The organism is Frateuria soli, assembly GCF_021117385.1.
Classification (GTDB): domain Bacteria; phylum Pseudomonadota; class Gammaproteobacteria; order Xanthomonadales; family Rhodanobacteraceae; genus Frateuria_A; species Frateuria_A soli.
Genome location: NZ_CP088252.1, coordinates 1,015,755 through 1,041,692, shown reverse-complemented (window position 1 = coordinate 1,041,692; position 25,938 = coordinate 1,015,755). Strand labels below are relative to the sequence as shown.

Annotated in this window: 19 protein-coding genes and 1 pseudogene; all 20 read right to left on the bottom strand. The window is 69.1% G+C overall.

What is annotated here, in order from left to right; genetic code table 11:
• Nucleotides 1-78: 78 nt before the first annotated feature.
• A pseudogene (locus tag LQ771_RS04755) lies at nt 79-1,836 on the bottom strand (serine/threonine-protein kinase); the annotation flags it as partial.
• A gap of 10 nt (nt 1,837-1,846) precedes the next feature.
• Nucleotides 1,847-2,572, bottom strand: coding sequence for a PP2C family protein-serine/threonine phosphatase (locus LQ771_RS04750; RefSeq protein ID WP_231351221.1), 726 nt, complete (start codon nt 2,570-2,572; stop codon nt 1,847-1,849).
• Nucleotides 2,569-4,134, bottom strand: coding sequence for a type VI secretion system-associated protein TagF (gene tagF, locus LQ771_RS04745; RefSeq protein ID WP_231351220.1), 1,566 nt, complete (start codon nt 4,132-4,134; stop codon nt 2,569-2,571). The genes LQ771_RS04750 and tagF overlap by 4 nt, the downstream gene beginning before the upstream one ends.
• A 2-nt stretch (nt 4,135-4,136) precedes the next feature.
• The gene (tssM, locus tag LQ771_RS04740; RefSeq protein ID WP_231351219.1) at nt 4,137-7,646 is read right to left on the bottom strand and encodes a type VI secretion system membrane subunit TssM; all 3,510 of its coding nucleotides are present in this window, start codon (nt 7,644-7,646) and stop codon (nt 4,137-4,139) included.
• 4 nt (nt 7,647-7,650) lie between these two features.
• The gene (gene icmH, locus LQ771_RS04735; protein WP_231351853.1) at nt 7,651-8,961 is read right to left on the bottom strand and encodes a type IVB secretion system protein IcmH/DotU; all 1,311 of its coding nucleotides are present in this window, start codon (nt 8,959-8,961) and stop codon (nt 7,651-7,653) included.
• Nucleotides 8,962-8,992: 31 nt separating this feature from the next.
• Nucleotides 8,993-10,330 (bottom strand): type VI secretion system baseplate subunit TssK, encoded by a 1,338-nt coding sequence (tssK, locus tag LQ771_RS04730; protein WP_231351218.1) that lies wholly within the window; start codon nt 10,328-10,330, stop codon nt 8,993-8,995.
• A 152-nt stretch (nt 10,331-10,482) separates the two neighbouring features.
• Complete coding sequence (gene tagH, locus LQ771_RS04725; protein WP_231351217.1) at nt 10,483-11,793, bottom strand: type VI secretion system-associated FHA domain protein TagH; 1,311 nt, start codon at nt 11,791-11,793, stop codon at nt 10,483-10,485.
• An 11-nt stretch (nt 11,794-11,804) separates the two neighbouring features.
• The gene (locus tag LQ771_RS04720; RefSeq protein ID WP_231351216.1) at nt 11,805-12,347 is read right to left on the bottom strand and encodes a DUF6931 family protein; all 543 of its coding nucleotides are present in this window, start codon (nt 12,345-12,347) and stop codon (nt 11,805-11,807) included.
• A 12-nt stretch (nt 12,348-12,359) separates the two neighbouring features.
• The gene (gene tssI / locus LQ771_RS04715) at nt 12,360-14,381 is read right to left on the bottom strand and encodes a type VI secretion system tip protein TssI/VgrG (RefSeq protein ID WP_231351215.1); all 2,022 of its coding nucleotides are present in this window, start codon (nt 14,379-14,381) and stop codon (nt 12,360-12,362) included.
• Entirely contained in the window at nt 14,378-15,010 is a 633-nt protein-coding gene (locus LQ771_RS04710; protein ID WP_231351214.1) for a tetratricopeptide repeat protein, read from the bottom strand. The genes tssI and LQ771_RS04710 overlap by 4 nt, the downstream gene beginning before the upstream one ends.
• Nucleotides 15,010-15,297 carry a PAAR domain-containing protein gene (locus tag LQ771_RS04705; protein ID WP_231351213.1) on the bottom strand — a complete coding sequence of 96 codons (288 nt, stop codon included), beginning with the start codon at nt 15,295-15,297 and terminating at the stop codon, nt 15,010-15,012. The genes LQ771_RS04710 and LQ771_RS04705 overlap by 1 nt, the downstream gene beginning before the upstream one ends.
• A 241-nt stretch (nt 15,298-15,538) precedes the next feature.
• Nucleotides 15,539-16,552 carry a hypothetical protein gene (locus tag LQ771_RS04700; protein ID WP_231351212.1) on the bottom strand — a complete coding sequence of 338 codons (1,014 nt, stop codon included), beginning with the start codon at nt 16,550-16,552 and terminating at the stop codon, nt 15,539-15,541.
• Between the two features lie 60 nt (nt 16,553-16,612).
• Nucleotides 16,613-16,948: a hypothetical protein gene (locus LQ771_RS04695; protein WP_231351211.1), complete on the bottom strand. Its 336-nt coding sequence runs from the start codon at nt 16,946-16,948 to the stop codon at nt 16,613-16,615.
• 73 nt (nt 16,949-17,021) lie between these two features.
• Nucleotides 17,022-18,041 (bottom strand): M35 family metallo-endopeptidase, encoded by a 1,020-nt coding sequence (locus LQ771_RS04690; RefSeq protein ID WP_231351210.1) that lies wholly within the window; start codon nt 18,039-18,041, stop codon nt 17,022-17,024.
• Between the two features lie 76 nt (nt 18,042-18,117).
• The gene (locus LQ771_RS04685) at nt 18,118-18,834 is read right to left on the bottom strand and encodes a hypothetical protein (protein ID WP_231351209.1); all 717 of its coding nucleotides are present in this window, start codon (nt 18,832-18,834) and stop codon (nt 18,118-18,120) included.
• A gap of 88 nt (nt 18,835-18,922) precedes the next feature.
• Nucleotides 18,923-21,658, bottom strand: a complete 2,736-nt coding sequence (tssH, locus tag LQ771_RS04680) for a type VI secretion system ATPase TssH (protein ID WP_231351208.1) — start codon at nt 21,656-21,658, stop codon at nt 18,923-18,925.
• A 69-nt stretch (nt 21,659-21,727) separates the two neighbouring features.
• Nucleotides 21,728-22,750 carry a type VI secretion system baseplate subunit TssG gene (gene tssG, locus LQ771_RS04675; protein WP_231351207.1) on the bottom strand — a complete coding sequence of 341 codons (1,023 nt, stop codon included), beginning with the start codon at nt 22,748-22,750 and terminating at the stop codon, nt 21,728-21,730.
• Nucleotides 22,714-24,597, bottom strand: a complete 1,884-nt coding sequence (tssF, locus tag LQ771_RS04670) for a type VI secretion system baseplate subunit TssF (RefSeq protein ID WP_231351206.1) — start codon at nt 24,595-24,597, stop codon at nt 22,714-22,716. Before tssF ends, tssG begins: the two co-directional genes overlap by 37 nt.
• A gap of 7 nt (nt 24,598-24,604) precedes the next feature.
• Nucleotides 24,605-25,108, bottom strand: a complete 504-nt coding sequence (tssE, locus tag LQ771_RS04665) for a type VI secretion system baseplate subunit TssE (RefSeq protein WP_231351205.1) — start codon at nt 25,106-25,108, stop codon at nt 24,605-24,607.
• 15 nt (nt 25,109-25,123) lie between these two features.
• Entirely contained in the window at nt 25,124-25,915 is a 792-nt protein-coding gene (locus LQ771_RS04660) for a type VI secretion system accessory protein TagJ (RefSeq protein ID WP_231351204.1), read from the bottom strand.
• Nucleotides 25,916-25,938: the final 23 nt, after the last annotated feature.

Below are 25,938 nucleotides of genomic sequence, written 5' to 3'. Positions count from 1 at the left end.
CGCTGGAATCGACGTACCCTGCGGCGGCTGAACCGGTAAGGCTGGCGGCGACGTCCTCACTACGGCGGGACGCTCCAGTTCCTGCTTTTCCTTCTCCACGGCGGCACGCTTGAGATCCAGCCGCGGCAGGAACAGATGAAGCCGCGCGGGCAACTCGAACACGCGCTCGGCCGCGGCGTAGTCGCGCCGCCCCTGTGCGGGATTCCAGTAGGCGTCGACGCGGTCGAGCAGGAATTGCTGCACCCGATCGCCCTGGTCGAGCATCAACCGCTTGCGTCCGTCCTCGCCCAGTTGCTCGAGCGCGGCAGCCGCCTCGGCCTCGTCGCCGAAGCGCTGCGGATCGGTGGCCTGGAAGCGTGCGGCGACGTCGGCTACCTGACGCGCACGCCACTGCCCGAACGCGCCCCAGCCGGCGACCGCCAGCAGCAGGACAGCCACCAGCGCCCATGCGAGCGGCCGGCCCAGCCGTTCACCCAGGCCGACATCGCGCAAACCCTCCACGAGCAGGTCCGCGCTCTTCAGGCGCTTGTCGGCGGTGAAGGCGACGGCGTCGCACAACGCCCGGTACTGGCGGCGGGTAAGCCCCGGCACCGGCGGCGGCTTGCGCCCCTCGCGCAGCGCCACCTCGGCGCTCAGCCTGTCGAACGGATGCTTGCCGGTAAGCAGCTCGAACGCGACGCAGCCCAGCGCGTAGATGTCGTCGGTCGCCTGCGGCGGCCGGCCCTGAATCATCTCCAGGCTGGCGTAGGCCGGCGTCAGCGCGCCGAGCCGCCCCGCGTCGAACACGGTCTGGTCCTCGGCTGCATCGTCCGGTTGCTTGCCGGCGCGCGCGATGCCGAAGTCGAACACCTTGGGGCTGCCCTCGCGGGTGACCATCACGTTGCCCGGCTTGAAGTCCGAGTGCACCACGCCGGCGTCGTGCGCGCGCTTGAGCGCACGCGCCATGCCCTCGATCAGCGGCCTGGCCTTCGCCAGCGGCAGGCCGCGGAAGGCGCTCTCGCGGATCAGTGTCTTGAGGTCGGAGCCGTCGACGTACTCCATCGTCATGAAGACGATGGTTCCGTCCTTGTCGAAGTCGTAGACGCGCACGATGTTGTCGTGCGCCAGTTGCTGCGAACGGCGCGACTCGCGTTGCAGCGCCATCAGCGAATCCGGGTGGCGGCGGAACTCGTCGTTGAGCACTTTCACCGCGACGTACGGATCGCGGTCGCGCGCTTCGACCTTGCGCTCGTCGCGGGCCAGGAACACCACGCCCATGCCACCGCGGCCGATCTCGCGCTCGATCAGGAAGCGCCCCTTGAGCAGCATGCCGATCGTCGCCTGGTCGCCGCCCGCAACGTCGGCCAGTTGCTGCCAGCCGGCCGCGTCGATGCTGCCGGTGCCGCCGGCGGTGCGCGAACCGGTGACGCCGGTGCGGGTCGCCTCCGGCCGGACGGACGCCGGCTTGACCACGGTCGCCTGGTCCGCGGGCGCGGCGTCGGTTGCCGGCCGCGCAGGAGGCGCGACGCGGGTGGCCTCGTCCGCCGGAGCGGCGGTCGGCATCGATGGCCGGGGCGGCGCAACGCAGGCCGCCGCGTCGGCTTCGGACGCAACCAGCACCGCGGCCACCTCCTCGCCGGCGCGCTGCAGCACTTCCAGGCGCTCGGACACCAGTTGCGCCACACCGGCGTCGAGGCCGCCCTCCTCGCGCATTCGCGCGAGCAGTTGCAATTCGGCGGCGTGCTGGCCCGCAGGCACCGCGCCGCGCTCGGCCAGTGCGTCGACCAGCAGCGCCGGCAACGTGAGCTCGCCGGCCTGGTATGCCTCGATGAGGGTGCTTAGCGTGGAGGTGGCCATGGTCGTCGCGTCAGTCCTGCAGCCGCACGACCACGGCCGACACGTTGTCGCGCGCGGCGCGAGCCATGGCCAGCGCGAACAGTCCCTGCAGCACGTCGCCGGGTGGCTGCGGACGCGCGCACTGCGCGTCGATTTCCTCGTCCGACATTTCCTTGTTGATGCCGTCGGAACACAGCACGAACTGCATGCCCGGGCGGTTGCCGGCGACCACCCAGTCGACGAACAGCCGTTCCTCCGCCCCGACCGCGCGGGTCAGCACGCCGGCGCCCGGCTGCGGACGAGCAGGGGCCGGGCCGCCGGCGAACTGGGTGACTTCGTCCTTGACGCCGTGCACGTGATCCTGGGTGATCTGGCGCAGATGGCCGTCCTCGAAGCAGTAGGCGCGGCTGTCGCCGACCCAGCCGCAGAGCATGAAGTCCGGGTCGTACACCAGCAGCACCACGGTCGAGCCGATCAGGTCGACGCCACGCGCCGTGGCCACCTGGCGCAGTTCGCTGTTGACCTGCGAGAGGGCGTCCTCAATCGATTCGATGAACTCGAAAACGTCGCCGTCGCGTGGCAGCGAGCCCAGCCGCTCGACGATGAGCCCACTGGCGTAATCGCCCGCCGAGTGGCCGCCCAGTCCATCGGCGACGACCCACAGGCCGACGTCCTCGCGCAGCAGGATCGCGTCCTCGTTGTGCCTGCGGACCTTGCCGGTGTGGGTATGCCCCGCGGACAGGTAGCGCACGGTCATGGCTGCACCTCGATGACGGCCAGCGGCCAGGGCCGCGAAGGGTTGGAGCCCAGTGCGTGGGCCAGGTGCGCCTGCGCATCCTCCGGCGTGGCGGCGGCCAGCGCCTGGGCCAGCACGGCCTGCGAGAGCTGCACGTGCGCCACGCCGGCCAGCAGCACCAGGCGGTCGCCCGGCATGAGTTCGCAGGCGATCTGCTCACAGCCGGGCATGCCTTCGGCACCGAGGCCGGGAGCGGTGGGAGCGTCGTTGCCGCCGAACAGCAGATCGTCCAGGTCGCCGCCGGGCGGCGACGGCTGCGCCGGCGCCGCCGCGAACAGCGGGCGAATCCGGCCGCCACGCCAGTGCCAGACTCCCGCAGCCCCCACGCGCAGCAACCCCGCCTGGGTACCGGCAACGCGGGCGGCGACCACGGCGCCGTCTTCGCTGACGCGCCCGTGGCGCAGCAGCGGATGAAGCGCCATCAGGCGGGCGCGCAACGCATGCGTTCCGGGCGCCGCCTCGTCCCCCGCGGTCATTTCGGCGCCGACACTGGCGGCCGAGGAGGCCGCGCGGCGGCGCGGATCGGCCAGGCCCATGTCCGCCGCCACCAGGGTCAGGGCGCAGGCCGGATGGTGCACCACGGCGGCACCGGGCGCCGTCTGGACCGAAAGCGCGGTGTTGAATGTCGGTGCCCCCACGAGGGACGCCGGCGCTTGCGCCTGGCGCACGAAGCCCGGCACGGTCACATCGTCATCCGGCTCGTGCGGGGGAGCCGGCACCGGTGGCGATGAAGGCGGCGGAGCCAGCTCGGTCGCGGCAGGCGCCACCGGCTCGGGCAGCGGCGCGGCGGTACCCGCGGGCGTCAGCCACGCGCCGGACCGGGATGCATCCAGGAAACCGGCATAGGCCTCTGGCGCGGGCAGGCCGCGGGTGGCAAGGATCCCGGCCGGCACGCGACCGGCACCCTCGCTCCACCACAGACACCAGTGACCGCCGTGACCGGCGAGCCGTCGCCACAGGGCGGCCAGCGCATCGGGGTCGATGGCGCGTGCCGGCAGCGGCAGACGCCAGTGCGGCCCACGGCTGAAGTCGATCCCGTCGCACGGGTCGATCGGCGCCGGCGCGATCGTCGACGGAGCTGGCAGCGCCGCGACCAGGACATCGAAGCCCTCGGCGTCCACCGGCGCGCCGCGCTGTCCCCGCGCATGCACGCGCGCCAGCGCGTCGAACCAGCCGGTGCCCTCGGACAACAGCGGCTCGATCCGCGCAGGCGCGACCGGCGCGGCAAGCACCATCGGAAAGCTGCGGCCGACACGGTCGTCGGCGGGGCCGAACACGCCGGCCCAGGCGCCCTCGCCGCAAGCCTGCGGCGCCAGCACGAAACGCCAGGCAGGGCTGGCACGATAGGCTGCGCCCCAGTCTTCGCCCAAGGCCTCCCGGCTGGCGAACACCGCCTGCTCGAAATGCCGGTCCCAGCGTTCCACGAACGCGCCCGGCAACCGCCGCTGCACGAAATCCCCCGCCCCCGGCAACTTGCCGAAGAAACCCACGCTCGCCGCCCCGCCCCCTGTCGGCCCGGACATGGCTAGCTCCCGCACCGGAAGCGCTGTACCTGCGTGTTGAGGAAGGGGTTCTTCAGATTGCTGGCCTGGACGACCAGTTGTACCGCCCGGCCGCCGAAATCGAAGTTTGCCTGGTAGCGCAGGTCCGACTGTCGCGAGAGCTTCGCCGCCTGCAGCGCGTGGAAGAATGCCCAGTCGCCCTGGTAGTCGTAGCTGCTGAGCAGGTTGCCGGAGGTGTCCCAGGCCGACACCTTCACCTGCCCCGGGGTCGGCCCGGGCCAGTTCATGGCCATGCTGGTGCTGCCGCCGGGCTTGTAGTCGAAAGTCTGCCCGTCGATGACGATGGCAAAGCGGCCGATGCCCGGCGCCAGCACCGGCGCCAGCAAGGTGAAGCCGACCTCGGGCGTGGGGCTGCCGTTGCGGAAGTACATCTGCTTGATGCTGTCGGCCAGCTGCATCTGCGCCAGCATCGAAGCCGAGCCGCTCACCGCGCCCGGGCCGCTCTTCCACCGCCAGGTGCGCCCGCTGGTGTCCACGAGCTTGGCGAGGGTCTGCTTGAAGAAGCCGTCGTAGCGCCCGCCGTAGCCGAACATCTCGCCGAAGTTCTGCACCGGGATATCGTTGCGGCTGTTCGGCGAGAACGGGAAACGGCCCTCGGTAAAAGCCGCGCAGTCCTGCGACGCCGCCTGCTGGAACTGCTCGTCCAGCGCGCCCTTGGTGCCGCTGGCCACCAGTGCCTGGCTCTTGCCGGTAAGCGAGGCGACCCAGCCGGACACCGGCGGCGGCAACTGTGCGGCGGCCTGCTGCGCCATCAGCAACTGCGGGTTCGGCTGGCCGGCCGCGTCGCTGAAATCGGTCATGGTGAGCAGGGTCTTGCTCAACTGGTCGAGCGCGGCGAGCGTCTGGTCGATCGGCGCGGCACCGGACGCGCCGTCGCCCAGCTTGTTGAGGGTGTCGAAGTGCGCGCTGATGACGCTGCCGGGCGGCGCCTCGTCGGCCGCGGCGCCGCCGCCGGCTTTTGCCAGCGCGCGGCCCAACGCGTTCTGCGTGGCTTTCTTGGCGGCAGCGTCCCTGGCCGCATCCAGCGCCTTGTCGCCAGCGTCGGGCGCCGGCGCGCGCAGCATGTCGCTGGTGTTGTCGCGTACCAGCTTGAGCAGCGACTTCAGCGGCGAGCTCGGGCCGGAAAGTTTCGCAGCGATCGTGCTGGCGTCCTGGATACTGGCTGCGGGTTGCAGCTGCAGGTCGCCCAGCAATGCGTCCCAGGCCTTGATGTAGTCGGCCTCGTAGAGCGCCAGCACCTGTCGCGAGAGGCGTGCCTGCGCCAGTGCGTCGATCGGCTCGGCGCCGAACACCCAATCGTCGGCGGCGAACTGCCTGACGGCTTCCTCCACGCCCTTGTCCGCCTCGATGGCGAACACTGGTTGCGTGAACACCGCCGGCAGCGGCTCGGACAGCGGCTTGCCGCTCTGGCGACGGAACACGTTGCCCAGGAGCCCCAGCTCCTTGTCCAGTTGCAGCGGCTTGCCGGCACTCTCGGCCGAGAGCTTCATGCTGCCGTAGACCAGCGTGGAGAGGTCGGCCGTCCGCAGCGTGGTGCGCGCCTGCTCCACCAGCGCAGCATCCAGAGACAGGGCGCGCAACTGGCCGGGCTCCTCGACCAGCGCCTGGAAGTGCCTGGCCAGCGCCTGCTGCAGCACCGGCTCGTCGGGGAAAACCTTGCGCCATTCCAGGTTGGCCAGCGCCCCCAGTTCGTCCGCATCCAGGTGCCGGGGCTCGCCCAGCATCAGGTAGCCCTTCAGGTAGTAGTACAGCGCCTGCGGATCGGATGCGCTGGCGGCCAGGCCACCGCGGAACTGCGCCCCCACGCCGGGCAGCAGCAGCGCGTTGAGTTCGCGCAGGTAGGCCGCCTGCAGGTCCTCGCCCACCGCCTTGCCCTGGTAAAGGCCCAGCCGCATCGACATCGGCGCGCCACCTTCGGGCGTGGCCGTCTTGCGTACGGCCGACAGCGCCTCGAGCCGGTCGAGCACCTTGGCGAAATACTCCTTCGGCGTGGCGCTGGCCGGAAGGTCGATGCCTGCCGGGTAGCCCTTCAGCGCGTCCTGCACCTGTCCCAGGTACGCACGGTTGCGCGCGTAGCTGGTGGCGAAGCCGAAGCACAGCAGCACGGTGAACAGCGCCATGCCGGCGTACGCGGCCAGCTGCACGGCGACCTTGCGCCGCTCGATCGCGGGGTTGGTGCCGGCGAGGCCGGATTCGCGGAACAGCACCTCCCTGAGCAGCCGCTCGACGAAGAAGGTGCGCCGCTGCGCGCCCTGCGGATTCACCCGCGCGGCGTCCAGGCCGAAGGTTCGGGCGACCGCGCCCATCATGCGGTCGATCGGCGTGCCTTCCTGGGTGCCGGAGGTAAGGTAGACGCCGCGCAACAGCGGCGGCGTGCCGTAGGCGTGGCCGGCGAACACGCCCTCGACGAACTGCCGCGCGGTCTCGCCCAGCGAGGCCAGCTGCTGCGGGAAGGACAGCACGGCGGCGCGGCGGCCACGGTCGCGTTCGGTGTGCAGGCGGTCGAGCGTGCGCGTGTTGAGCCGGTCGAGCAGCAGCCGGTACTCGTCGGCGAAGGCCTTGGCGGCGCTGCCGTCCATGGTCTTGCCCAGCGGGAAGGACACGCCCCAGACCTGGCTGCGCAGTTCGGGATTCATGTCGTCGAAGAACTCGCCGAAGCCCGCGACGAGATCGCACTTGGTCAGCACCAGGTAGACCGGCACGCCGATCTTCAGATGCTCCGTCAGCTCGTCCAGCCGGCGGCGGATGGCACGGGCATGGTCCTGCCGCGCGGCCTCGTCCAGCACCATCAGGTCGGACAGGCTCATCGCGACGATCACGCCGTTGACCGGTCGGCGCTTGCGATAGCGGCGCAGGAGCTTGAGGAACTCGCCCCAGGCGCTCGCGTCGGCGGAACGATCGGAATCCTGCGTGGTGTAACGGCCGGCGGTGTCGAGGAACACCGCTTCATCGGTGAACCACCAGTCGCAGTTGCGGGTACCGCCTACACCGCGCAGCGCTTCCTTGCCGAAGCGCTCGGACAGCGGGAAGTTGAGCCCGGAGTTCTGCAGCAGCGTGCTCTTGCCCGAGCCCGGCGGCCCGATCACCACGTACCACGGCAGCGCGTACAGGTTGCCGCGACGATGCTTGCGCAGCATCTCGATCGCCTCGGCAAAGCGGCCTTGCAGCTGCGAACGCTCGCCGGCGCTGTGGTTGTCGCCGCCTTCCGCAGGGGCCGCGCCGCCCTGCCCGGCCAGTTCGCCGGACATCTTGTTGGCCTTGCTGCGCGCGCGCAGTGCCTGCACCTGCAACCAGGCGCCCCAGGCCAGCACGATCAGCATGATCAGCAGCAGCCGCGCCACCGGACTGGCCAGTGGCTGCGCATCCCCGATGCCCAGGTAGGGGCCGCCCAGCCACACCAGCACCGACAGCAGCAGCACGCCGATCAGCGTGACGAACCAGGCGGATTTCAAAAGGCTCAGCAACTTCGCCACGGCGTCAGGCCTCCGGGATGAACTTGATTTCGACGCGGCGGTTGCGCGTGCGGTTGTCCGGCAGGTCCGGCGGCAACGCGATCGGCTGCGAGGCGCCGGCGCCGGTCGATTCGATGCGGCCCGGGTTGTCCAGCCCCTGCGTCAGGATCTGCCGCACCGACTGCGCACGCGCCGCCGACAGCGCGAAGTTGTCCTTGAACTTCAGCGAGTGGATCGGCTGATCGTCGGTGTGGCCGATCACGATCACGCGGCCCGGCACCTGGTTGAGCGCGGCGGTGATCCTGTGCAGCAGAGGCAACTGGCGCGCGTTCACTTCGACGCCGCCGGAGGCGAACATCGCGTTGCCGGCGAGGCGCAGCATCGCCTGCCCGTCGGGCTGCTCATCGATGGTGAGCATTCCCGCCTGCTCTTCCGGCGCCAGCAGTTGCTTCAGTCGCTTGCGCTCGGGCGCGGGACGGCGCGTGGTATCCGGCGGGGCCGCGCCTTCCAGCCCGATCCGCGCGAGCTGCGCATTGACCGGCGCGGCCGCATCGTTGAGCCGGGTGTAGAAGAACAGGAACGTCGCCAGCAGCACGCAGGCGGCGGCGGTCGCGATCACCCACAGCGGCACGTAGCGCACCAGCGGATTGCGCCGGTCTTCCACGCCACGCCAGTGCGGCGCCAGTTCCTGCGCGGCCGGCGCGCGCTGTTCCTTGAGGCGCCGGTAAAGATCCTCCTGGATGTCCGCCAGCCTGGCGCGCCCGCCCGCCTCGATCTGGTAACGCCCGCCGAAGCCCAGCGCCAGGCAGATGTACATCAGCTCGATCAGGTCGATGTGCCTGGAAAAGTCCGCGCACAGCCGCTCGAGGATCTGGAAGAACTTCGCGCCACCGTAGGACTCGCTGTGGAACGCCACCAGCAGGGTCTGTTGCGCCCAGCCGCTGTGCTCGCCCCAGGGAGCGTTCAGCGCCGACTCGTCGAGCATGGTGCACAGCACGTAGCGCGCCGCCAGCACGGTCTGTTGCGGCAGGTTGGAAGCCTGCGCGCGGCTTTCGAAGCGGCGTACCTGCGTGGTGGCCTGTTCGCGCAGGCGCGCGGCGTCCGGCGCGGTGGCGCTGTGGCGCAGCTGTACCGCCAGCAGCAACAACGGGCTGGCGGCCTGCACCAGCGGGTTCATGCCGCCGCCGAGGAAGCCGCTGATGTCCTCCTCGCGCGCGGGCTGGGCCGCGGCAGCGTAACCGGCGGCCGGCGGCGGCGCGTGGGCGGCGGGTGGAGGCGCCACGGGCGCAGCCGGTCCCGGCGTGCCGCGCGGGCGCACCACGGTGGCGTCGCGCATGTCCTCGTCGAACGGTCCGTTGCTCATGGCATCAGTTCCGGATGGCCCACAGTTGCAGGTCGAGGCCGGCGAACTCGCTGCCGAAATGGAAGGCTATGCCGCCGGAGGTCTTCAGCTCGCGCCACATCGGCGAGTGCTTGTCGAACTCGAAGTAAAGGTAGCCCGCGTTGTAGGGAATCTGGCGCGGCGCCACCGGCATCGGCTGCACCGCGATGCCGGGCAGCTGCAGGTTGACCAGGTCGCGGATCTTCTCGGTCGGACCGATCTTGGCGTGCGCGGGCAATTGCCGGCGCAGGTCCTCGGACTTCATGTCGGCCTTCGCCGAGAGCACGAAGGCGGCGGTGTCGATCAGGGTGAGGTCTGGCACCATCGCCACCCACACGCCGTACTTGCGCTGCTGCAGCGGGATCGGCGTTGCGGTCTGTTCCATCACCGCGCTGAGCGCGCCGCGCAACGAGGCGATCACCGGCTCGAAGCTCTCGCGCAGCAGCTCGTGGCGGTACGGCGGGAACATCGGCGGGCGCTTGCCCGGCGCGGTGAAGGTAGTGAGTTCGCCGGCCATCGCCACCAGCGTGCGGTAGAAGGCTTCGGGGTGTTCCAGCGGCGCCTCGGCCAGGTGCGCGACCAGCGGCTGGCAGCGGTTGACCACCTGCAGCATCAGGAAATCGGCGATCTCCGCGGCACCGCCGCGGTCGGTCAAGGCCACGCGGCTGGCCAGTGCCTCGCCGCGCTGGTGCAGCAGGCCGAGCAGCTCGGTGAGGAAGGTCACCAGCCGCGGCACCGCCTGGCAGCTAAGCCCGGTGGGCATGAACGCCTCGTCCAGCATCACGCGGCGGTCGGCGCGGCACTCGACGACGCGCGCGACCGGGATCTGAGCCAGCCCCTCCATCGGCTGCGACTGCGGCAGCAGGCGGGTGCTCATGCCACCCACCTCCAGCGGCGTCAGGCCTTCGGCGCTGCCGGAGCTGTCCGGCACTTCGGTTTCGCGTACGCGGTAGCGGAACAGTCGCTCGGCCGGAGCCTCCGGCCGGCCGCTTTCCGGCTGCGTGGGCGAGCGCAGCGGCAGGGTCAGGTAGACGGTCTGGTCGCGCCAGTTGGCGTCCACCTCCAGCGGCGGCGGCAGCGGGTCGTCGCCGGGCATGGAAAACGGCGTGCCGTCGGGAAAGATGCCACGCGCACGGCGGATGCCGAGCTTGCCGATGGCCAGCAGGTCGGGTTCCAGCTCCAGTTCCTGGAAGCCCCAGGCGTAGGGCCTGAGGGCGCCGGCGCGCAGCTCGACGAAGCGCTCGAAGTAGCGCTCCTGCTGCTGCAGGTGCTGCGGGCGCAGGAACAGGCCCTCGCTCCATACCACTTTGTTGTTCTGCGTCATGACCGACCTGTCTGCTGGTGGTTGCCCTGGGCCAGTGCCCTGGGCGTGCCGAAGTCCCCGGTCGCGCCCGCGGGCGCTCCTGCAACCGGATGCGGGGCGAAGGAGGCCCTTCTTCTAGTGCGTGTTTTTCACGTGAAAAGCGCCATGCGCGCTCACCGCTGCCTTACCCGCGCCGACTTCAGTCGCGCCAGTTGTTCCTCATAGGCGCGCGCGAACTCGTCGCCGAACAGGCGGCGGAAACATTCGTCCGGGTCCTTGGCCAGGCCCTCGAAGTTCTCCCGGTAGCGCTCCCAGTAGCGGCTCTTGCCGCCGAAGGCCGAGCGCTTGCTGCCATCCACTTCCTGTTCGAGCCGGTCCGGGTTGAAGTGCGCCAGCACGGCCTCGAAGCCCGCGCGCACGCCCGCCAGCATCGCCATCTGGTGGCAGCGGATGTCGTCGAAGGCGTCCTGGAAGGCATCGGTGCCGGAGAGGAACGCGCCGTTGGCAGGCGCGAGCAGCTTCTGCAGCGCCTCGTCTGCGGTGGGGGCGAACTTCAGCGGATTGTTTTCCGAGCGCTGGATCAGCGTGACCGGCAGGCGGAAGGTGTTCTTGATCTCGGCGCGGGCGCGCAGCACATCCATCACGCCATCGACGACGATGCGGAATATGGCGTCCAGCTCGGGCGGCACGCCGGTGGCCGGCGCCATCGCGGCGGCAGGCATGGCCGGCGGCGCCGACGGGGCGGGCGGCGGCGCCGCGGGGGCTGGCGCCGGAGCCGGCGACGCCTTGGGCGCGAAGTCGCCCATGGTGAGGTCCCAGTTCTCCGGCAGTGCCTGACGCTGGCCGGCGACGCCGGGCGGATGGAAGTGATCGGCCATGCCGCTGGAATGGTTCCAGCTGGCGGCCTGGACCGCCCCCGGTGCAGGCGCAGGGGCCGCGCCGAGCGGCTCGTCCAGGAAAGCCAGCGGATCGAGCGTGGCAGCCGGCCCCCCCGGGGGGGGGGTCAGCGGTTCGTCCGGGATGCCGCGCGCAGGCGTCTGCGGAGCGCCGAACGGGCCGCCCAGCATCTCGTCGAGGAAATCGCCTCCCGGCAGCGGCACGGCCGCGGCCATCGCCGGCGCCGGCGCCTGCACCTGGGCCGGCTGCGCCAGGATGGCGCTGTCGGCCTGCAGCCGCACGCCCACTTCGAAGGTGTCGATCTGCAGGCGGTCGCCGTCCTTCAGCGACGCCGGATCGCCCTTCACCAGCGGGCGGCCGTTGAGCAACATGCCATTGGTGCTGCGGTCCTCGATGAAGTACATGCCGTTGAGGCAGCGCACCATGGCGTGCACGCGCGACACGCCGGCGGCGCCGAGTACCCAGTCGCAATCCTCCGCGCGGCCGATGCTGCCGTCGCGGCCCTCGAAGGCCTTCTGGCTGCGCGCGCCGAACTGCGCCGCATGCGGGCCGAGCACGGCCAGGACGAGTGTCTGTGGGGTGGGCACGCGTGGCTCCTTCAGCTGGTCTGCATCTCGCCCGCGCCGAGCAGGCTCATGGCGCGTGCCATGAAGCCGGCGCGGCGCTGCTCGAAGCGTTCGGGTTCGAGCGCGGCCATGAGGTTGATCGCCGCGACCACGGCGCAGGCGGTCAGGTGTTCGGCCGGGGGCACCGGGGTTTCCTGGGTCGCCGGCGCCAGGCTGCCGCCGGACCAGCCCGCGCAGGCCGCCAGCCAGGCGCCGATGTTCTGGTAGCCGCCGGCATTGGCGAACTCGAACGCCGCGCGGCGATGCGCTTCCTCGGGCTCGCGCACCCACTGTTCGGCGAGCGCGGCGCCGGCCCGGTCCTCCAGCGGGAGTGACGCGTCGCGCGCGCACTGGCAGGCCCATGCCACGGCATAGCGCTTGGGCAGCAGGCGCGCGAGCAGCTTGAGCGCATCCTGCGTTTCGCCCCCTTCGAGCAGAACCTGCACGGCCTCGCGCGGCCCCATGCCGGGTTCCAGCCGGGCGCGCGCGGGCGCACCCAGTTCCATCTGATCGGCGGCCTGAATGATGACGGACATGGCGCTCTCCCCTTACCCGATCATCACCAGGCCACCGGACACCTGGTTCATGCCGTCGCCCTTGAGCGTGAGCATGGGTGCCTTGATGGTGCCCATGGCGCCGCCGGCCACTTCGAGCATGGCGTCCGAATGCATCTTGAGCGTGGCGCCGGCGCCCAGATCCATGGTGGCGCCGGCCTTGACGCCGACCTCCACCTGGCCTTCGACCTTGACGCCGACGCTGCCGGTGATCTTGATGTTGACGCCCTTGATCTCGATGTCGCCGGAGCTCTTGAGCACGATGCTTGAGGCACCGGTGACCAGCTCGATCTCGGTGCCGGCCGAGAGCTTGAACTTCTGGCCGATGCTGGTGGTGCCGTTGCCGGTGACGTCGAGCTTGTCGTCGTTCTGCACGGTGACCTTGCGGTCGTGCTTGATCGTCCCGGTCTGGTCGTTCTCCACCGTAACGGTCTGGTCGTGCTTGACCGTTACCGTTTCGTCGTGGTCGATGGTCACGACGTGGTCGTTCTCGACCTCCTCGTGCATGTCCTTCTGGGCATGGATGAAGAAATCCTCCTCGCCCTTCTTGTCCTCGAATCGCAGTTCGTTGAAGTCGGCGGCTCCGCCGAGCAGGCTGCGGCTCTTGACGCCGCTCTGCGTCTTGGTCGCCTGCAGGCCGTAGGGCGGCGTGTTGTCGCCGTTGTAGACGCTGCCGATGATCAACGGACGATCCGGATCGCCCTCCAGGAAGCTGACCACCACCTCCTGCCCCACGCGCGGCAGGCTGACCGCGCCCCAGCCCTTGCCGGCCCAGGCCGAGGCCACGCGCACCGGGCAGGAACTCCTGGCATCGGGCTTGTCCGGCTTGTTCCAGTGGAAGGTCACCTGCACGCGGCCGTGATCGTCGACCACGATGTCCTCGTCGGTGTCGCTGCCGGTGACCACCGCTGTCTGCAAGCCGACGATGGATGGCTTTACGGCCGTGGGAAGGGTGCGGAACGGACGATTGCTCTCGATCGCCTGGAAGCTGCAATTGAACGATGGCGCATCGGCCTGGTCACCGGATGCGTAGCCGCCGCCATAGATCTGCATCGCGGTGCCGATTACCAGGTAGTCCTGGTTGAGGTCGCCACGGGCGAAGCCGCTCAGCGAGAACAGGCCACCGATCTCGATGCCGCACGCACTGGTGTTGCCGTTGTAGTGGGAGCGCGAGGCGCTGAGCGCTTCGGCGCGCACCTGCGCGAAGTGCTGGCCGACGCCGGCGTCGAAATGCCCGCCGGGAAAGTCGAAACCCTCCGGGCCCTTCACGCCGTGCCCCCCGCCGTTGCCGGTGCCCAGCAACGAGGCCTTGGGCCTGAGCGGGTCGTAGTCGGTCAGCTGCACCTTGCTCACGTCGCGACCGCGCGACGCCACCCACTCGCTGATCGTCGCCCGGGTGCTCAGCGCGCTGCCGCGGGTGGTCGAATACGCCACCTTGTCGAAGTGCGCGGCCTTGGCATGCGCACCGACGCCGTCGGCGAGCACCATCGTGTGGGTGCTCTCATCATGTGTGAAGTAGTAGTAGATGCCTTCCTGCTCCATCAGGCGGCTGATGAAATTCAGGCTGCTCTCGCGGTACTGCACGCAGTAGTCGCGCGCGGCGTAGTTGGAGCTCAGGCTCAGCTTGACGTCGGTGTAACCGGCCTCGGCGAGCACCTGCTTGACGATGTCCGGCACCGACATGTCGGCGTAGATGCGGCAGTCGAACTTGTCCACCAGCAGCCAGGGCTTGGGTACCAGGCGCACGGTGTAGTGGGCGTAGTTCAGCCCCTCGATGACCTCGGCGCGGGTCTGCGCCGCCTCGCAGACGATGCCGTTGAAGTGGCGCGAGAAGCCGTCGGCTGCCAGCTCCACCGTCATCGCCGTGCCGAGCAGGCCGTTCAGGTCGATCTTCTCGTCGTTGCTCACGAAATCGACGTGGTAGGAAAACATGCGCCCGAGCTGTTCCTCGGCCACCATGCTGGTGAAGAGCAGGTCTTCGCACTGCGGCGAGGAGAGCGTGATCTGCTGACTCATGGGTCCTTCCTCCGCGCGCAGCGCGATTCGATGGTTGCCACATGCGCATCGGGCGCGAGGGCCGCAGGAAAACTGCTATAAGGGCGGCGCACGCCGGGCAGCAGGGACGACCGCCGTGCCGCCCGTCCACTCCCGTCGGCGGGATGTCCCGCTCCTTCCGCGAATGCCGCCGCCATGTTCCATTTCCGCATTCCCGATCCCCTGGCCACCCGGTGCCTGCGGCCCTGCACCTCCAGCACCACCGCCAAATTGCCCTGCGCGTTGTGGTGCCCGGGGGCGCATTCGAGTGCGCGTCGATAGCAGGCCTCCGCCTCCGCCAACCGGCCACGCTCCTTGTGGATGTTGCCGAGGTTGTTGTGCGCATCCGGGTGGCGCGGGGTGATCTTCAAGGCGGTGCGGATCAGTTCCACGCCCTCGTCGCTGCTCCCCTGCTGGCGCCTCGGCACGCCCAGGTAATGCAGCGCGTCGGGCTGGGCGGCCCGCATGTCCAGCACCTCGCGGTAGAGCCGCTCGGCGGTTTCCAGGTCGCCCGCCTGGTGCGCGCGCAGCGCGCGCCGGAGCATGTCGCCGAAGTCGCGGACCGAGCGGCGGAGCGTGACGTTCTGCGGGAGCGCGGTGGCCATGGCCATCAGGCGATCAGCACCGTGAAGCAACCGAGCACGATCGTGCCCCCGTGCGCGCAGCTGTCGCCCATGCGCGCGGCCGGCTGGCCGCAGATCAGGACTTTCGGGGACCCCAGGACGATGCTGTCGGGTGGGCCCACGCAGGTGGCGATGTCGCCCAGGCGCGCCGCCGGCAGGCCGCCGATCAGTACCTTGGGCGCCCCGGGCGAGGCGATCGGACCGCCCACGTGGGGCACCACGCCGGTGACCATCGGGCAGACATGCATGTCGGTGAGGCGGGCGGCGGGCTGCATGCGATTCCTCGGCTGAAGATTGCCGGCCCGGCAATGCGACCATCACGCGCCGCACCGGGCCGCCGATGGCATCCATCGGCAGCCCGGATCCACCGGGAACGGCTTCCAGCCTGGATTCCTTGCCGCCATCGACGCCGGCGGACTCCCCCTGGTGGCGGCACGCCGGCCGGGCCGGCCAGCGTTGCCTATAGGTGAATCCGTAAAAACGCGACGAATCTGGTCACGTCTTCTTCACGCGGGCTCAGGCCAGCCCGACCTGCTTGAGCGCCTTGCTCTTGACGCCCGCGAAGAACCCCTTCTTCACATGCGTGCCCTTGTTGCTGCCGAGCCCCTCCAACTGGAGGCGAGAACCCTGGATGTTCTTGCTGGCGATCTTCAGCATCGGGTCCATCTGCTTCTTCTTCATCTGCTCCACGCGGTCCATCCAGCCCGGCAGGCCGATGTCGGCGACGAACATGTTGGCCACCGACGAGGTGTCGGCGCAGGTCAGCAGGTAGCAGCCCAGCACGGGGCATTCATTGAACACGGTCAGGTCCAGCGTGTTGGGCGTGGACAGGCGCTTGTTGCCCGCGCGCATGTCCTTGATGTCCAGGCCCAGCGAGAACAGCTGCAGACCCAGGCTGGCCAGCGCATTGGCTGCGCCGATGCCGGCCGTGGTGGCGGTACCGAGGTCGGCGAACAGGCCGGCGATCTTGGCGCCGGTGGCCACGCTCTGCTGCCCCAGCTTGACCGAATGCCGGGCCAGGTCGCGCTTGATGATGGCCTGGATCGCCTCCGCCGCAGCATAGGGATCGCCGGGGCGAAAGCCCTGCTTGTAGTCCCCGCTCTTGTAGAGGTGGTAGCCGTCCTGGGCGACGGCCTTGCCGGCCTTGACCAGCTTCACGCCGCTGGTGACCACGCCCAGGAACGGCGTGATTTCGGCCACCAGCTCGGACAGCACTTCACCGGACACCGCCTCGATCACGTCCTCGATGCCGGAGACGTCGGCGCACTCGACGATGAAGTCGCTGACCGCCTCCCTCATGCCCGGCAGGCTGGCCAGCTTGCCGGCCTTGTTGCCGCCCTTGACCAGCTTCTCGGTCGAAGACACGACTTTCTTGCCGCTGGTCAGCAGTTGCTTGCCGCTGGAAAGCCGGCTCGCCAGGCCGAACTTGAGCTGGGTGCCGGCGAACATGTTCACCAGCAACTGCCGGCGCGCCTTGGCAAGTTCGCCCATGGCCAGGAATTCGCCGCGGCTCAATGGTGTCGTGGGCATGGGGTTCTCCTCTCGAATGGAAAGCATCCGTTCGGCTGGCCTGCCGCCGGAGCGGGGTATTCACTCGGCCGGCAGCGGCCGGACCGTGCGCGTGGCCGGATCGACCGCGAAGCGCGCGCCGCGCTCGTTCTCGATGAGCAGCGTGCCGTCGGGCTGCCAGGTCATCGTCCTGAAGAACACGTCCTGTGCGTCCCCTTCCCGGCCCGGCTCGCGCCGGTTGTCGTAGACCTTCAGCACCCACAGTCGCTCGCCGCTGGCCTGGTCGACGGCTGCCAGGTAGCCACCCATCTGGTCCAGTCCGGCCACCAGCCCGTTGTCCACCTGTTCGTAGCGCACCCGGTCGTGCACCACCGGCGGCACGCGCGGCGCGGGGATCCTGCTGATCGATCGGGTCATGGGAGGACTCTCCTGGGAAACGGGCGCCGCGCAGGACGTCGCGCAGGCAAGGATGGCGAGGATGGCAAGGGCGTTAGCGGTCGAGCGCATTCCTGACCTGCCCGCTGGTGAGCGCGCCGGCGCAGTCGGCGCAGAACCAGGCCCAGCTGTCGGCGTTCTCGATGGCCTTGGCCGCCGTGAGCTTGATGGGGTTGATGCCCTGGTGCTCATAGGCGTGGTCCTTGGTCTTGATGTCGCGGTGAGTCAGCTCGTGTACCACGATGCGCGCCCAGTTGGTGAGCCCCTGCAGCGTGTTGCGGTTGCCAAAGAACTCCTCCTCGATATAGACCACGTCCAGCGGATCGCCCCACACGAACGCCTCCACGCCGTCGAGCTCGGGACTGCCACGTTCGGAGACGGAGTCGCAGTAGATGAGCCGGCCGGACTTGAGGGTGGTGGCGATCTTCTTCAGGCCCTTGGCGAGCGTGGCTGCCGCGTCCAGCACGTCCTTGTCCTTGCTCGCGCCGTCGGCGAACCAGCGCGCGACCAGCTCGAAGTTCCCGGACTTGCCGGTGCCCGAAGTCACCAGCATGGCCTTGTGTACCCATTTGAGGGCTTCCTGCGAGGCGTTGGCCAGATGCTTGCGGCGTTCGTCCGCAAACCGCTCGTCGCGCGCATTCAGGCAGGTGGTCGTCGCGCCCAGCTCGCCGCGCAGCGCCAGGCACGGCCAATCGGCGAACGCGGGAGGGATGTCCACGCACCACACCTTGTGCCCGCCGAACCGCTTGAGGAAGTAGGTGTGGCGCAGGGTCTTCAGCGCGCCCAGACGCTTGGCCAGTTCGCCATCGACGAGCGGGTTGGCGCCCTTGCCGCTGAGGTTCTCGCCGGCACCGGCGAACAGCGACGCGGCTTCGCTCACGCCCGAGGCGCAGGCTTTGCGCAGTTTCTTGCGCAGGTCCTCGGCCAGGCTGGCCTCGTTCGCCTCGAACCCCTGCGCGCCGGCCATCTTGCGCGCACGCACGAGCAGCTTCTGCCAGTCGCTGTCGGCGGAAAAGGCGCGGCTCGCCAGGCCCTCGACGACATCCTCGTACGCTTCGGAGAAAAGGGTTGCCACGATCGGAATCCTCGTGAAGCCGGCCCTGGGCGGCCGATGATGGGAAGGGTTGCGGGGACCGCCGCCGGCGACGTGCTCAGGCGCGGATGTCGACCAGGTGCCAGCGCAGCGAGCCGATCGCACCCGCCAGCATGTAGGCGTTGTTGGCGATGCACAGCATGTCGTTCATGCGGCACGCCTCGATCCTGGTGCTGCCGGTGTCGTCCCTGCCGATCTTGTGGGTCTGCAGGTAGCCGCTGCCCAGGACGCTGTTGTAGGCACGGAAGAAGCCATCGTGGGTACCCCGCGGCGGCATGTGGTCCTGCAGCACCAGGCATACGCCGAACATGTACTTGTCGTCCCGGCCCGGAGCGGCGCAATAGGCCCATGTCCGGCTGCGCGGATGCCACTGCAGGATCGAGAATTCGCAGGTCACGCCGAGCCTGGTCCTGGCCACCGGCAGCGCCTTGAAGGCGATCTTCGCGTGCTTCTTCTTCAGCCGCGAGACCAGCTTGGTGGTGAACGAATCCGGGTGCGAGCCCTGACGGTGCCGCAGGTTGCAGGAGATCATCTCGACCGTCCGGACGCCCTTGTTCGCCTTGACCCAGTCCGAGACGATCCCGACGAACTCATCCACGTTCAAGCCACAGAACGAGTCGGCGAAACCGTGCCCCCAGAACGTCAGGGTATCGAGCCCCTGCAGCGTCGTCGGCGCGGTGGTCTTGAAGTCGATGGCCCGGGTGTTGCAGGTCTGAGCGAGCAGCTCGGCGCGGGCCTTGTGGTCGGTCTCGGTCCAGAGGACAACGTTGGACATGGTTCTTCCTTTCGCGAACGGCGCAATCCGGTGGTCCGGAGGTGGGCAGATGGACAGCGGGGCGGCCGGCGGCGCGCCGCCCGACCGGTCAGGCAAAGGCGTAGTCGAAGTCGCCTTCCTTCACGCCCACCTGGACGCCGGCCACCGGGCGCCCTTCGATCATCCGGTTGAGGAACTCGCGGCTGATGTCCGGCAGCATGGTGTTGGTCAGGATGGCGTCGATCATGCGGCCGCCCGATTCGCTCTCGGTGCAGCGGCTGACCACGAGCCTGACGACGTCCTGGTCGTACTCGAACGGAATGCGGTAGCGCGCCTCGATCCGCTTCTTGATGCGATTGAGCTGCAGCTTCACGATCTCGCCCAGCATTTCCGGGCTGAGCGGGTAGTACGGGATCGTCACCAGGCGGCCGAGCAAGGCGGGTGGGAATACCTTAAGCAGCGGCTCGCGCAGCGCCTTGGCCATGCCGTCGGGCTCGGGCATCAGTTCGGGGTCGGCACACAGGCTGGCGATCATGTCGGTGCCTGCGTTGGTGGTGAGCAGGATCAGGGTGTTCTTGAAGTCGATCTGGCGGCCTTCGCCGTCTTCCATCACGCCTTTGTCGAACACCTGGAAGAAGATCTCGTGCACGTCCGGGTGGGCCTTCTCCACCTCGTCCAGCAGCACCACCGAGTACGGCTTGCGGCGCACCGCCTCGGTCAGCACGCCGCCTTCGCCGTAGCCGACGTAGCCCGGGGGCGCGCCCTTGAGCGTGGAGACGGTGTGCGCTTCCTGGAACTCGCTCATGTTGATGGTGATGATGTTCTGCTCGCCACCGTACAGCGCCTCGGCCAGCGCCAGCGCGGTCTCGGTCTTGCCGACGCCGGAGGTGCCGGCGAGCATGAACACGCCGATCGGCTTGTTCGGGTTGTCCAGGCCGGCGCGGCTGGTCTGGATGCGCTTGGCGATCATCTCCATCGCGTGGTCCTGGCCGATCACCCGCTTGCCCATCAGGCCGGCCAGGTTCATCACGGTCTCGAGTTCGCTCTTGACCATGCGGCCGACCGGGATGCCGGTCCAGTCGGAAACCACCGAGCCGACCGCCACATAGTCGACGGTGGGCAGGATCAGGGGGCTTTCGCCCTGCAGCTCGGACAGTTGCGCCTGCAGGCCCTTCAGTTCTTCCAGCGCGGCAACGCGCTCGGCATCGGTCAGCGCGGCGCTGGCCACGGCAACCTCGCCGGCTTCGGCGCTGGCGGCCTGCTCCAGCGCGCTGCCGGTGCCCTCGACCGGCGCGGCGTCGCCACGCAGGCGGGCGCGAATGGCGAGGATCTTCTCGACCAGGCCCTTCTCGACCTGCCAGTTGATCTCCAGCGTTTCCAGCCGCGCCCTGGCCTCGGCGAGCTTCTCGCCGGCGGCGGCCTCGCGTTCGGCCACGTCCACGCCGACGGTCTTCTCGCGGGCAATGATGGCAAGTTCCGTTTCCAGCGCCTGGATGCGCTTGCGGGTGTCATCCACTTCCGGCGGCACCGCGTGCTGGCTGATCGCCACGCGAGCGCAGGCGGTGTCGAGCAGGCTGACGGCCTTGTCCGGCAACTGACGCGCGGGAATGTAGCGGTGCGAAAGCTTGACTGCCGCTTCCAGCGCCTCGTCCAGTATCTGCACGCGGTGGTGCTTTTCCATCACGCTGGCGACGCCGCGCATCATCAGGATGCCCTTCTCCTCGCTCGGCTCGTCGACCTGCACGGTCTGGAAGCGGCGGGTCAGCGCGGGGTCCTTCTCGATGTGCTTCTTGTACTCGGCCCAGGTGGTGGCGCCGACCGTGCGCAGGTTGCCGCGCGCGAGCGCCGGCTTGAGCAGGTTGGCCGCGTCGCCCGTGCCGGCGGCGCCGCCGGCGCCGACCAGGGTGTGCGCCTCGTCGATGAACAGGATGATCGGCTTCGGGCTCGACTGCACTTCCTCGATGACCTGGCGCAGCCGGTTCTCGAACTCGCCCTTCATGCTGGCGCCGGCCTGCAGCAGGCCCACGTCCAGCGTGCGCAGCTCGACGTCCTTCAACTGCGGCGGTACGTCGCCCTGGGCGATGCGCAAGGCAAACCCTTCGACCACCGCGGTCTTGCCCACGCCCGCCTCGCCGACCAGCATCGGATTGTTCTGGCGGCGGCGCATCAGGATGTCGACGACCTGGCGGATTTCCTCGTCGCGGCCGACGATCGGGTCGATCTTGCCCTCGCGCGCCTGCGCCGTGAGGTCGACGGTGAACTGCTTGAGTGCCTCCTGCTTGCCCATCTGCGCCGGGCCCATCGCGCCGCTGGCCTCGCCGGGCACGGCACCCCCCATGTGGAAGCCGTCGCTGGCGCTCTGGCCGTCTTCCGGAGAGCCGGCAACCACCTCGGCGAACTTCTCCACCAGCGTCTCGGGCTTGATCTTGTCGAACTCGGTCGAGATGGCGACGAGTGCGTTGCGCAGGTGGCGCGTGCGCAACACGCCGATCATCAGGTAACCGGTACGCACCTGCGCCTCGCCGAACATCAGCGTCGCGAACACCCAGCCCCGCTCGACCGCTTCCTCGACGTTGGAGGACAGGTCGGTGATGCTGGTCGAACCGCGCGGCAGCTTGTCCAGCGCATCGGTGACGTCGCGCGCCAGGTTCGACGGGTTGATGTTGAACTGCTTGACGATGCGGTGCAGGTCCGAGTCCTGCAACTGCAGGATCTGGTGGATCCAGTGCACCAGCTCCACGTAGGGGTTGCCGCGCAGCTTGCAGAATACCGTGGCACTTTCGATGCCCCGGTAGGCGAGCTTGTTGAGTTTCCCGAACAGGGCGCTGCGACTGATCTCGGCCATGGTGTCTCTTCCCTTCGCTTCTGCGGCCCGCGTGGCGGCCCGGGTGATGGTGTTCCGGTATGGCGGGCGTCAGCCCACCGGTTTCAGTACGACGTCCTCGGCGTCCGTGTGCGCGGTACGCCGGCCCAGCCAGGTGGTGAGGCCCAGTCGACCGCCCTGCCCCAGCTGCATCGCCGGCACGTGGTCGTGCGCGAGCACCAGCTGCACGTCCCAGGCCTTCTCGTCGCCGACGTAGCTGCGCACACTGGCCACCAACTGCGCCAGCGCGGCGCCGCCCGGCAGGAAATGCTCGAACTGCCTGCGGCTGAGCGGCCCCAGGCGCAGACGGAAGCGTTGCTGCGTGCCCCAGACGCTCTCACCGATGACGGCCGTGCGGCCCAGGCTGGCGACCTCGACCGAATGGCCCAGCCGCAGGTGCGCCTCGCGCGGCAGGCGCATCCACTCGGCGACGAACTCGATCACCCGCACGGGGACGGCGAAGAACTGCTGCAGCAGGCTGCGCAGGCCTTCGGCGTTGCGCGTCTGCGCGACCATGCGTCCTGCGAAATAGCGCTTGTAGTCGTCCGGCAGCGCATCGCGGCCTTCCAGGCCGGGCGTGGCCATGCCCACCAGCGCGCCGGTATACAGCCGGAAGCGATCCCGTGCCGGCCGGTCGGCCTGCACGGTGGGCTGGGCGTCGGCCCAGGCGCGATACAGCAGGCTGGCCATGCGATGGTGGAAGATGTCGGCAAACGCGCTCAGCGTGGTGTCGCGCGCATTGCGTTCGCGATCGAGCGCGTACTCGGTCAGGTGCAGCGGCAACGGCGCGTTGACCCCGAACAGGCCGAAGAACAGCGCATGCAGGCGCGCCGGGCGCCCATGGGCGGCCCGCTGGTAGCGATCGATGGCGCGCGGCGCGAACGCCAGCGAGGGCGTCTGGCACAGCCGCACGAAATCCTCAGACGGCTTGGTCGATTCACCGAGCCGTGGTCGTGCCGGATGCGCGCATTCGAGCTGCCGGATCGCCTCGAAGAAGTCGAAGTCGCCCGGCCGCTCTTCGAGTGCGCGCTCGAGCGCTACAGCGTCTGGCGCGTGCCCAGCCGTGCCGGCCATCGGGCTACCTCGTTGCGTTCGAGGGTGCGCAGCACCGTCTCGGTGAAGGAATTGATCGAAACGTAACGTGCGAAGAAATGCTGCATCACCGAACCGAGCAGGAAGGCGCCGGTGCCTTCGAAGGCGCCGTCGTCGCAGGTCAGCGTGATCTCCAGCCCGCGGCCGAAGCTGATCGGTCCGGGCACCGGGATGCGCCGCACGATCGACTGCGAGGTCACGGTCTTGATGCCATCGATCTGCCGGCGCGCCGCCGGGTCGAACTCGTCGCAATACAGCGTCAGCATCTCGCGCAGTGCGGCGGCGCCTTCGGCATTTCCCTCGCCCAGCAGCGAGACGTAGTTGAGTTGCAGGTGGCTGACCAGCCGCCAGGCGGTTTCACCGCTGGCGACCGACGCGCGCGGCTTGGTCGGGCCGGCCACGCAGCGTATCGATTCGACCGGCGCGCCCACTTCCATGGTGAAGTCGGTCGTGCCCTTGCCTACCGGCATCTGCAGCGGCAGGTCGCGGTTGGTGCACATCAGCTGCATGCCGACCTGGCGCAACCGGCTCGCGTAGGGCGCTTCGTTGGAGTCGACCAGCGCAATGAACAGCTCGCTGCCGACATAACTCGACCGCGCGCCATGTAGCTTCTGCCGCGAGGACAGCTGGCGCGGCTCGCGCCGCAATGTATAGAAGGCACCGTGACCGCTCTGCCAGCTGCGCTCGTCGCAGCCGTAGAACGGCTGGAACCGCTGCTCGGGCTCCTGGCTGTCGCCGAAGCCCTCGACCTGTCCGATCGAGTGGATCTCGAAGTCCATCGGCCGCGTGCGGTCGGCGAGCACGTGGTACTCGGCCTTGCCCTGCTGCAGGTGGATGCGGTCGGCACGGCGGGGGAACAGGTTCACCGCCGGCGTGCAGAACAACCGGAAGTTGCCTGCGTCCACCGCGTTGTGCAGGCGACTGACGCTGCGGTCGAACAGCACCACGATCTCGAACTCGGAACCCTGCGCGCGGGACAGCGCCCGGCGCAGCCCGGTGAATGCCGCGAACAGGTAGCGTTCCGGACAGGCGAAATATTCCTGCAGCAGCCGGTAGCCGCTGAACGAGCGGCCGCTGTAGGGGATCATCGCTTCGGCGTCGTCGAAACCCTTGGGGTGGATGCTGTTTGCCGGCAGCACGGTGCTGCGCATGCCCGTGCCGTCCTTGCCGCGCACCACCACCGAGACGGCGTTGCCGAGCAACTGCTCGTACAGCCGCTTGGGCAGCTCGTCGGCACCGGCGATGAATACCGGAAGCTCGTCCAGCGCGAGCTCGCCGGCCTGGGCACCGGCGGTGACCGCGAACTTCAGGCGCAGGCCCGCGCGCACCTTTCCATCGGCAGGAATGTCCACGCCCGCCGCGGCGATGGCCGCGGGCGTGTCGAAATACTTGGCCTCGGTGATCCGCAGCGGCCAGAGCGTGACGTCGTGCGCGGTGCGGAATTCACAGGCGGTGCGCTCGTCGCGGCCGACCAGGCTGCGCAGCGCCGTATGGCGCTGTACCAGATGGCCGGTGGCCAGCGCGCTGTCCTTGAGGTCGGCCGCCAGCTCCACCACCGCCATCGAAGGCACCGGCGCGAGGTAGTGCGGATAGACCATTTCCATCAGGTGCTGGGTGAAGACCGGCTGCTGCGCGTCCAGCTTCAGCTGCACCCGCGCGGCCAGGAAGGCGAAACCTTCCAGCAGGCGCTCGACGTATGGGTCGGCGCACTCGAAGCCTTCCATGCCGAGGCGGCCGGCGATCTTGGGGTACTCGCGCGCGAACTCCGCGCCCATCTCGCGGACGTGCTGCAGTTCCCGGTTATAGTAGCGCAGGAGGTGGGGGTTCATGGGCGCTTCAACCGAAGCCCTCCGAGACACGGAAGTTGCCCGTCTCCAGGTCCACCTCGGTCTTCAGGTAGAGATTCAGCGGGATCGGCTGGGCCCACATCTCCGAATCGATGTGGAAGGTCAGCGACTGGCCATCCATGCGTTCGCTATCGACCTTCGCCGAGACCTGCAGCGTGCTCGCGGTCAGGCGGGGCTCGAAGGCAAGGATCGCTTCGCGGATCAACCGCTGCAGCGCGTCGGCGTCGATCCCCGAAAGCGCCGCGCCAGTGAGGTCGGGAATGCCGAAGTTGAGTACCGACCGGGCGACATCCGGATACTCGTCCAGTGGCACGCTGGTACCCAGGTTCACGCAGTTGAGCAACCAGGAGATGTCCCGGGAAACGCAATCGCGCAACCGGGAAGCCGAGATCACCCGCTTCTCGCGGCTCTCGTCGGCCTTGCCCGGCTCGTCGTCGGTCAGCCGGTCGAGCAGCGAGGGCTGCAGGCGCTCCTGGGTGGTGAGTTCGGCCACGATGCGCTTCCCGGCCTACTCGAAAGTGATCAGGCGCGTGTCCAGCAGCGAGTGCTCGCCGGCATCGGTGGCGAACATCCGCTGGCCCAGCCCGATGTATTCCCCGTCGCCGATCTCCTGCCATTGGGTGCGCCGGGCCAGCAGCAGATCGCCCTCCTCGCTGCACTCGCTGCCCGGATAACGCACCGGCACGAAGCCGACCGTGCGCCCGCCGTGGCGCCACACCAGCTCCACCGGCAGCCACACCATGTCCCGCAGGTCGCTGGGGGCCTCGAAACGGATCTCCTTCAGCTGCGACAGCGGCACCCATACGTAACCGGTGTTGATCACCGCTTCCAGGCAAGGTCCGAAACGCATGTCGGCATCGGCGATCCATTCGAAGGGGATCTCGTCGATGCGACCAGCGATGGCCGGCGCTTCCTCCAGGGCCTGCGCGCGCAGCTTCGCCGCCGCCTCCGTATTGCCATCCAGCGAAAGCTTCAGCGTCTGCAGCAGTTGCGCGAGCCACGCGGCCGGCTCACCCACCACGGTCGGCAGGTGCTGCCCGGCGAACACCGCCGCGCGATCGATCTCGGCCCGTGCCAGCACGCCATAGGTCTGCGCCAGCAGCACGTTGGCCGGGTCGAGTTCGCGACTGGCGACGAGCTGTTCGCCAGCCCGCCGCCATTGCCCCAGCACGGCCAGCAACTGGAACAGGAAGACCCTGGCGCGTGCGTCGCCAGGGTCCTTGCGCACCTGGGCCACCAGCGCCTGCCTGGCCTCCTCGACCTGGCCTGCCTTGAGCAGGCCATCTGCTGTGATGCCCATCATGTGCTCCCCCGGTGGCGCGT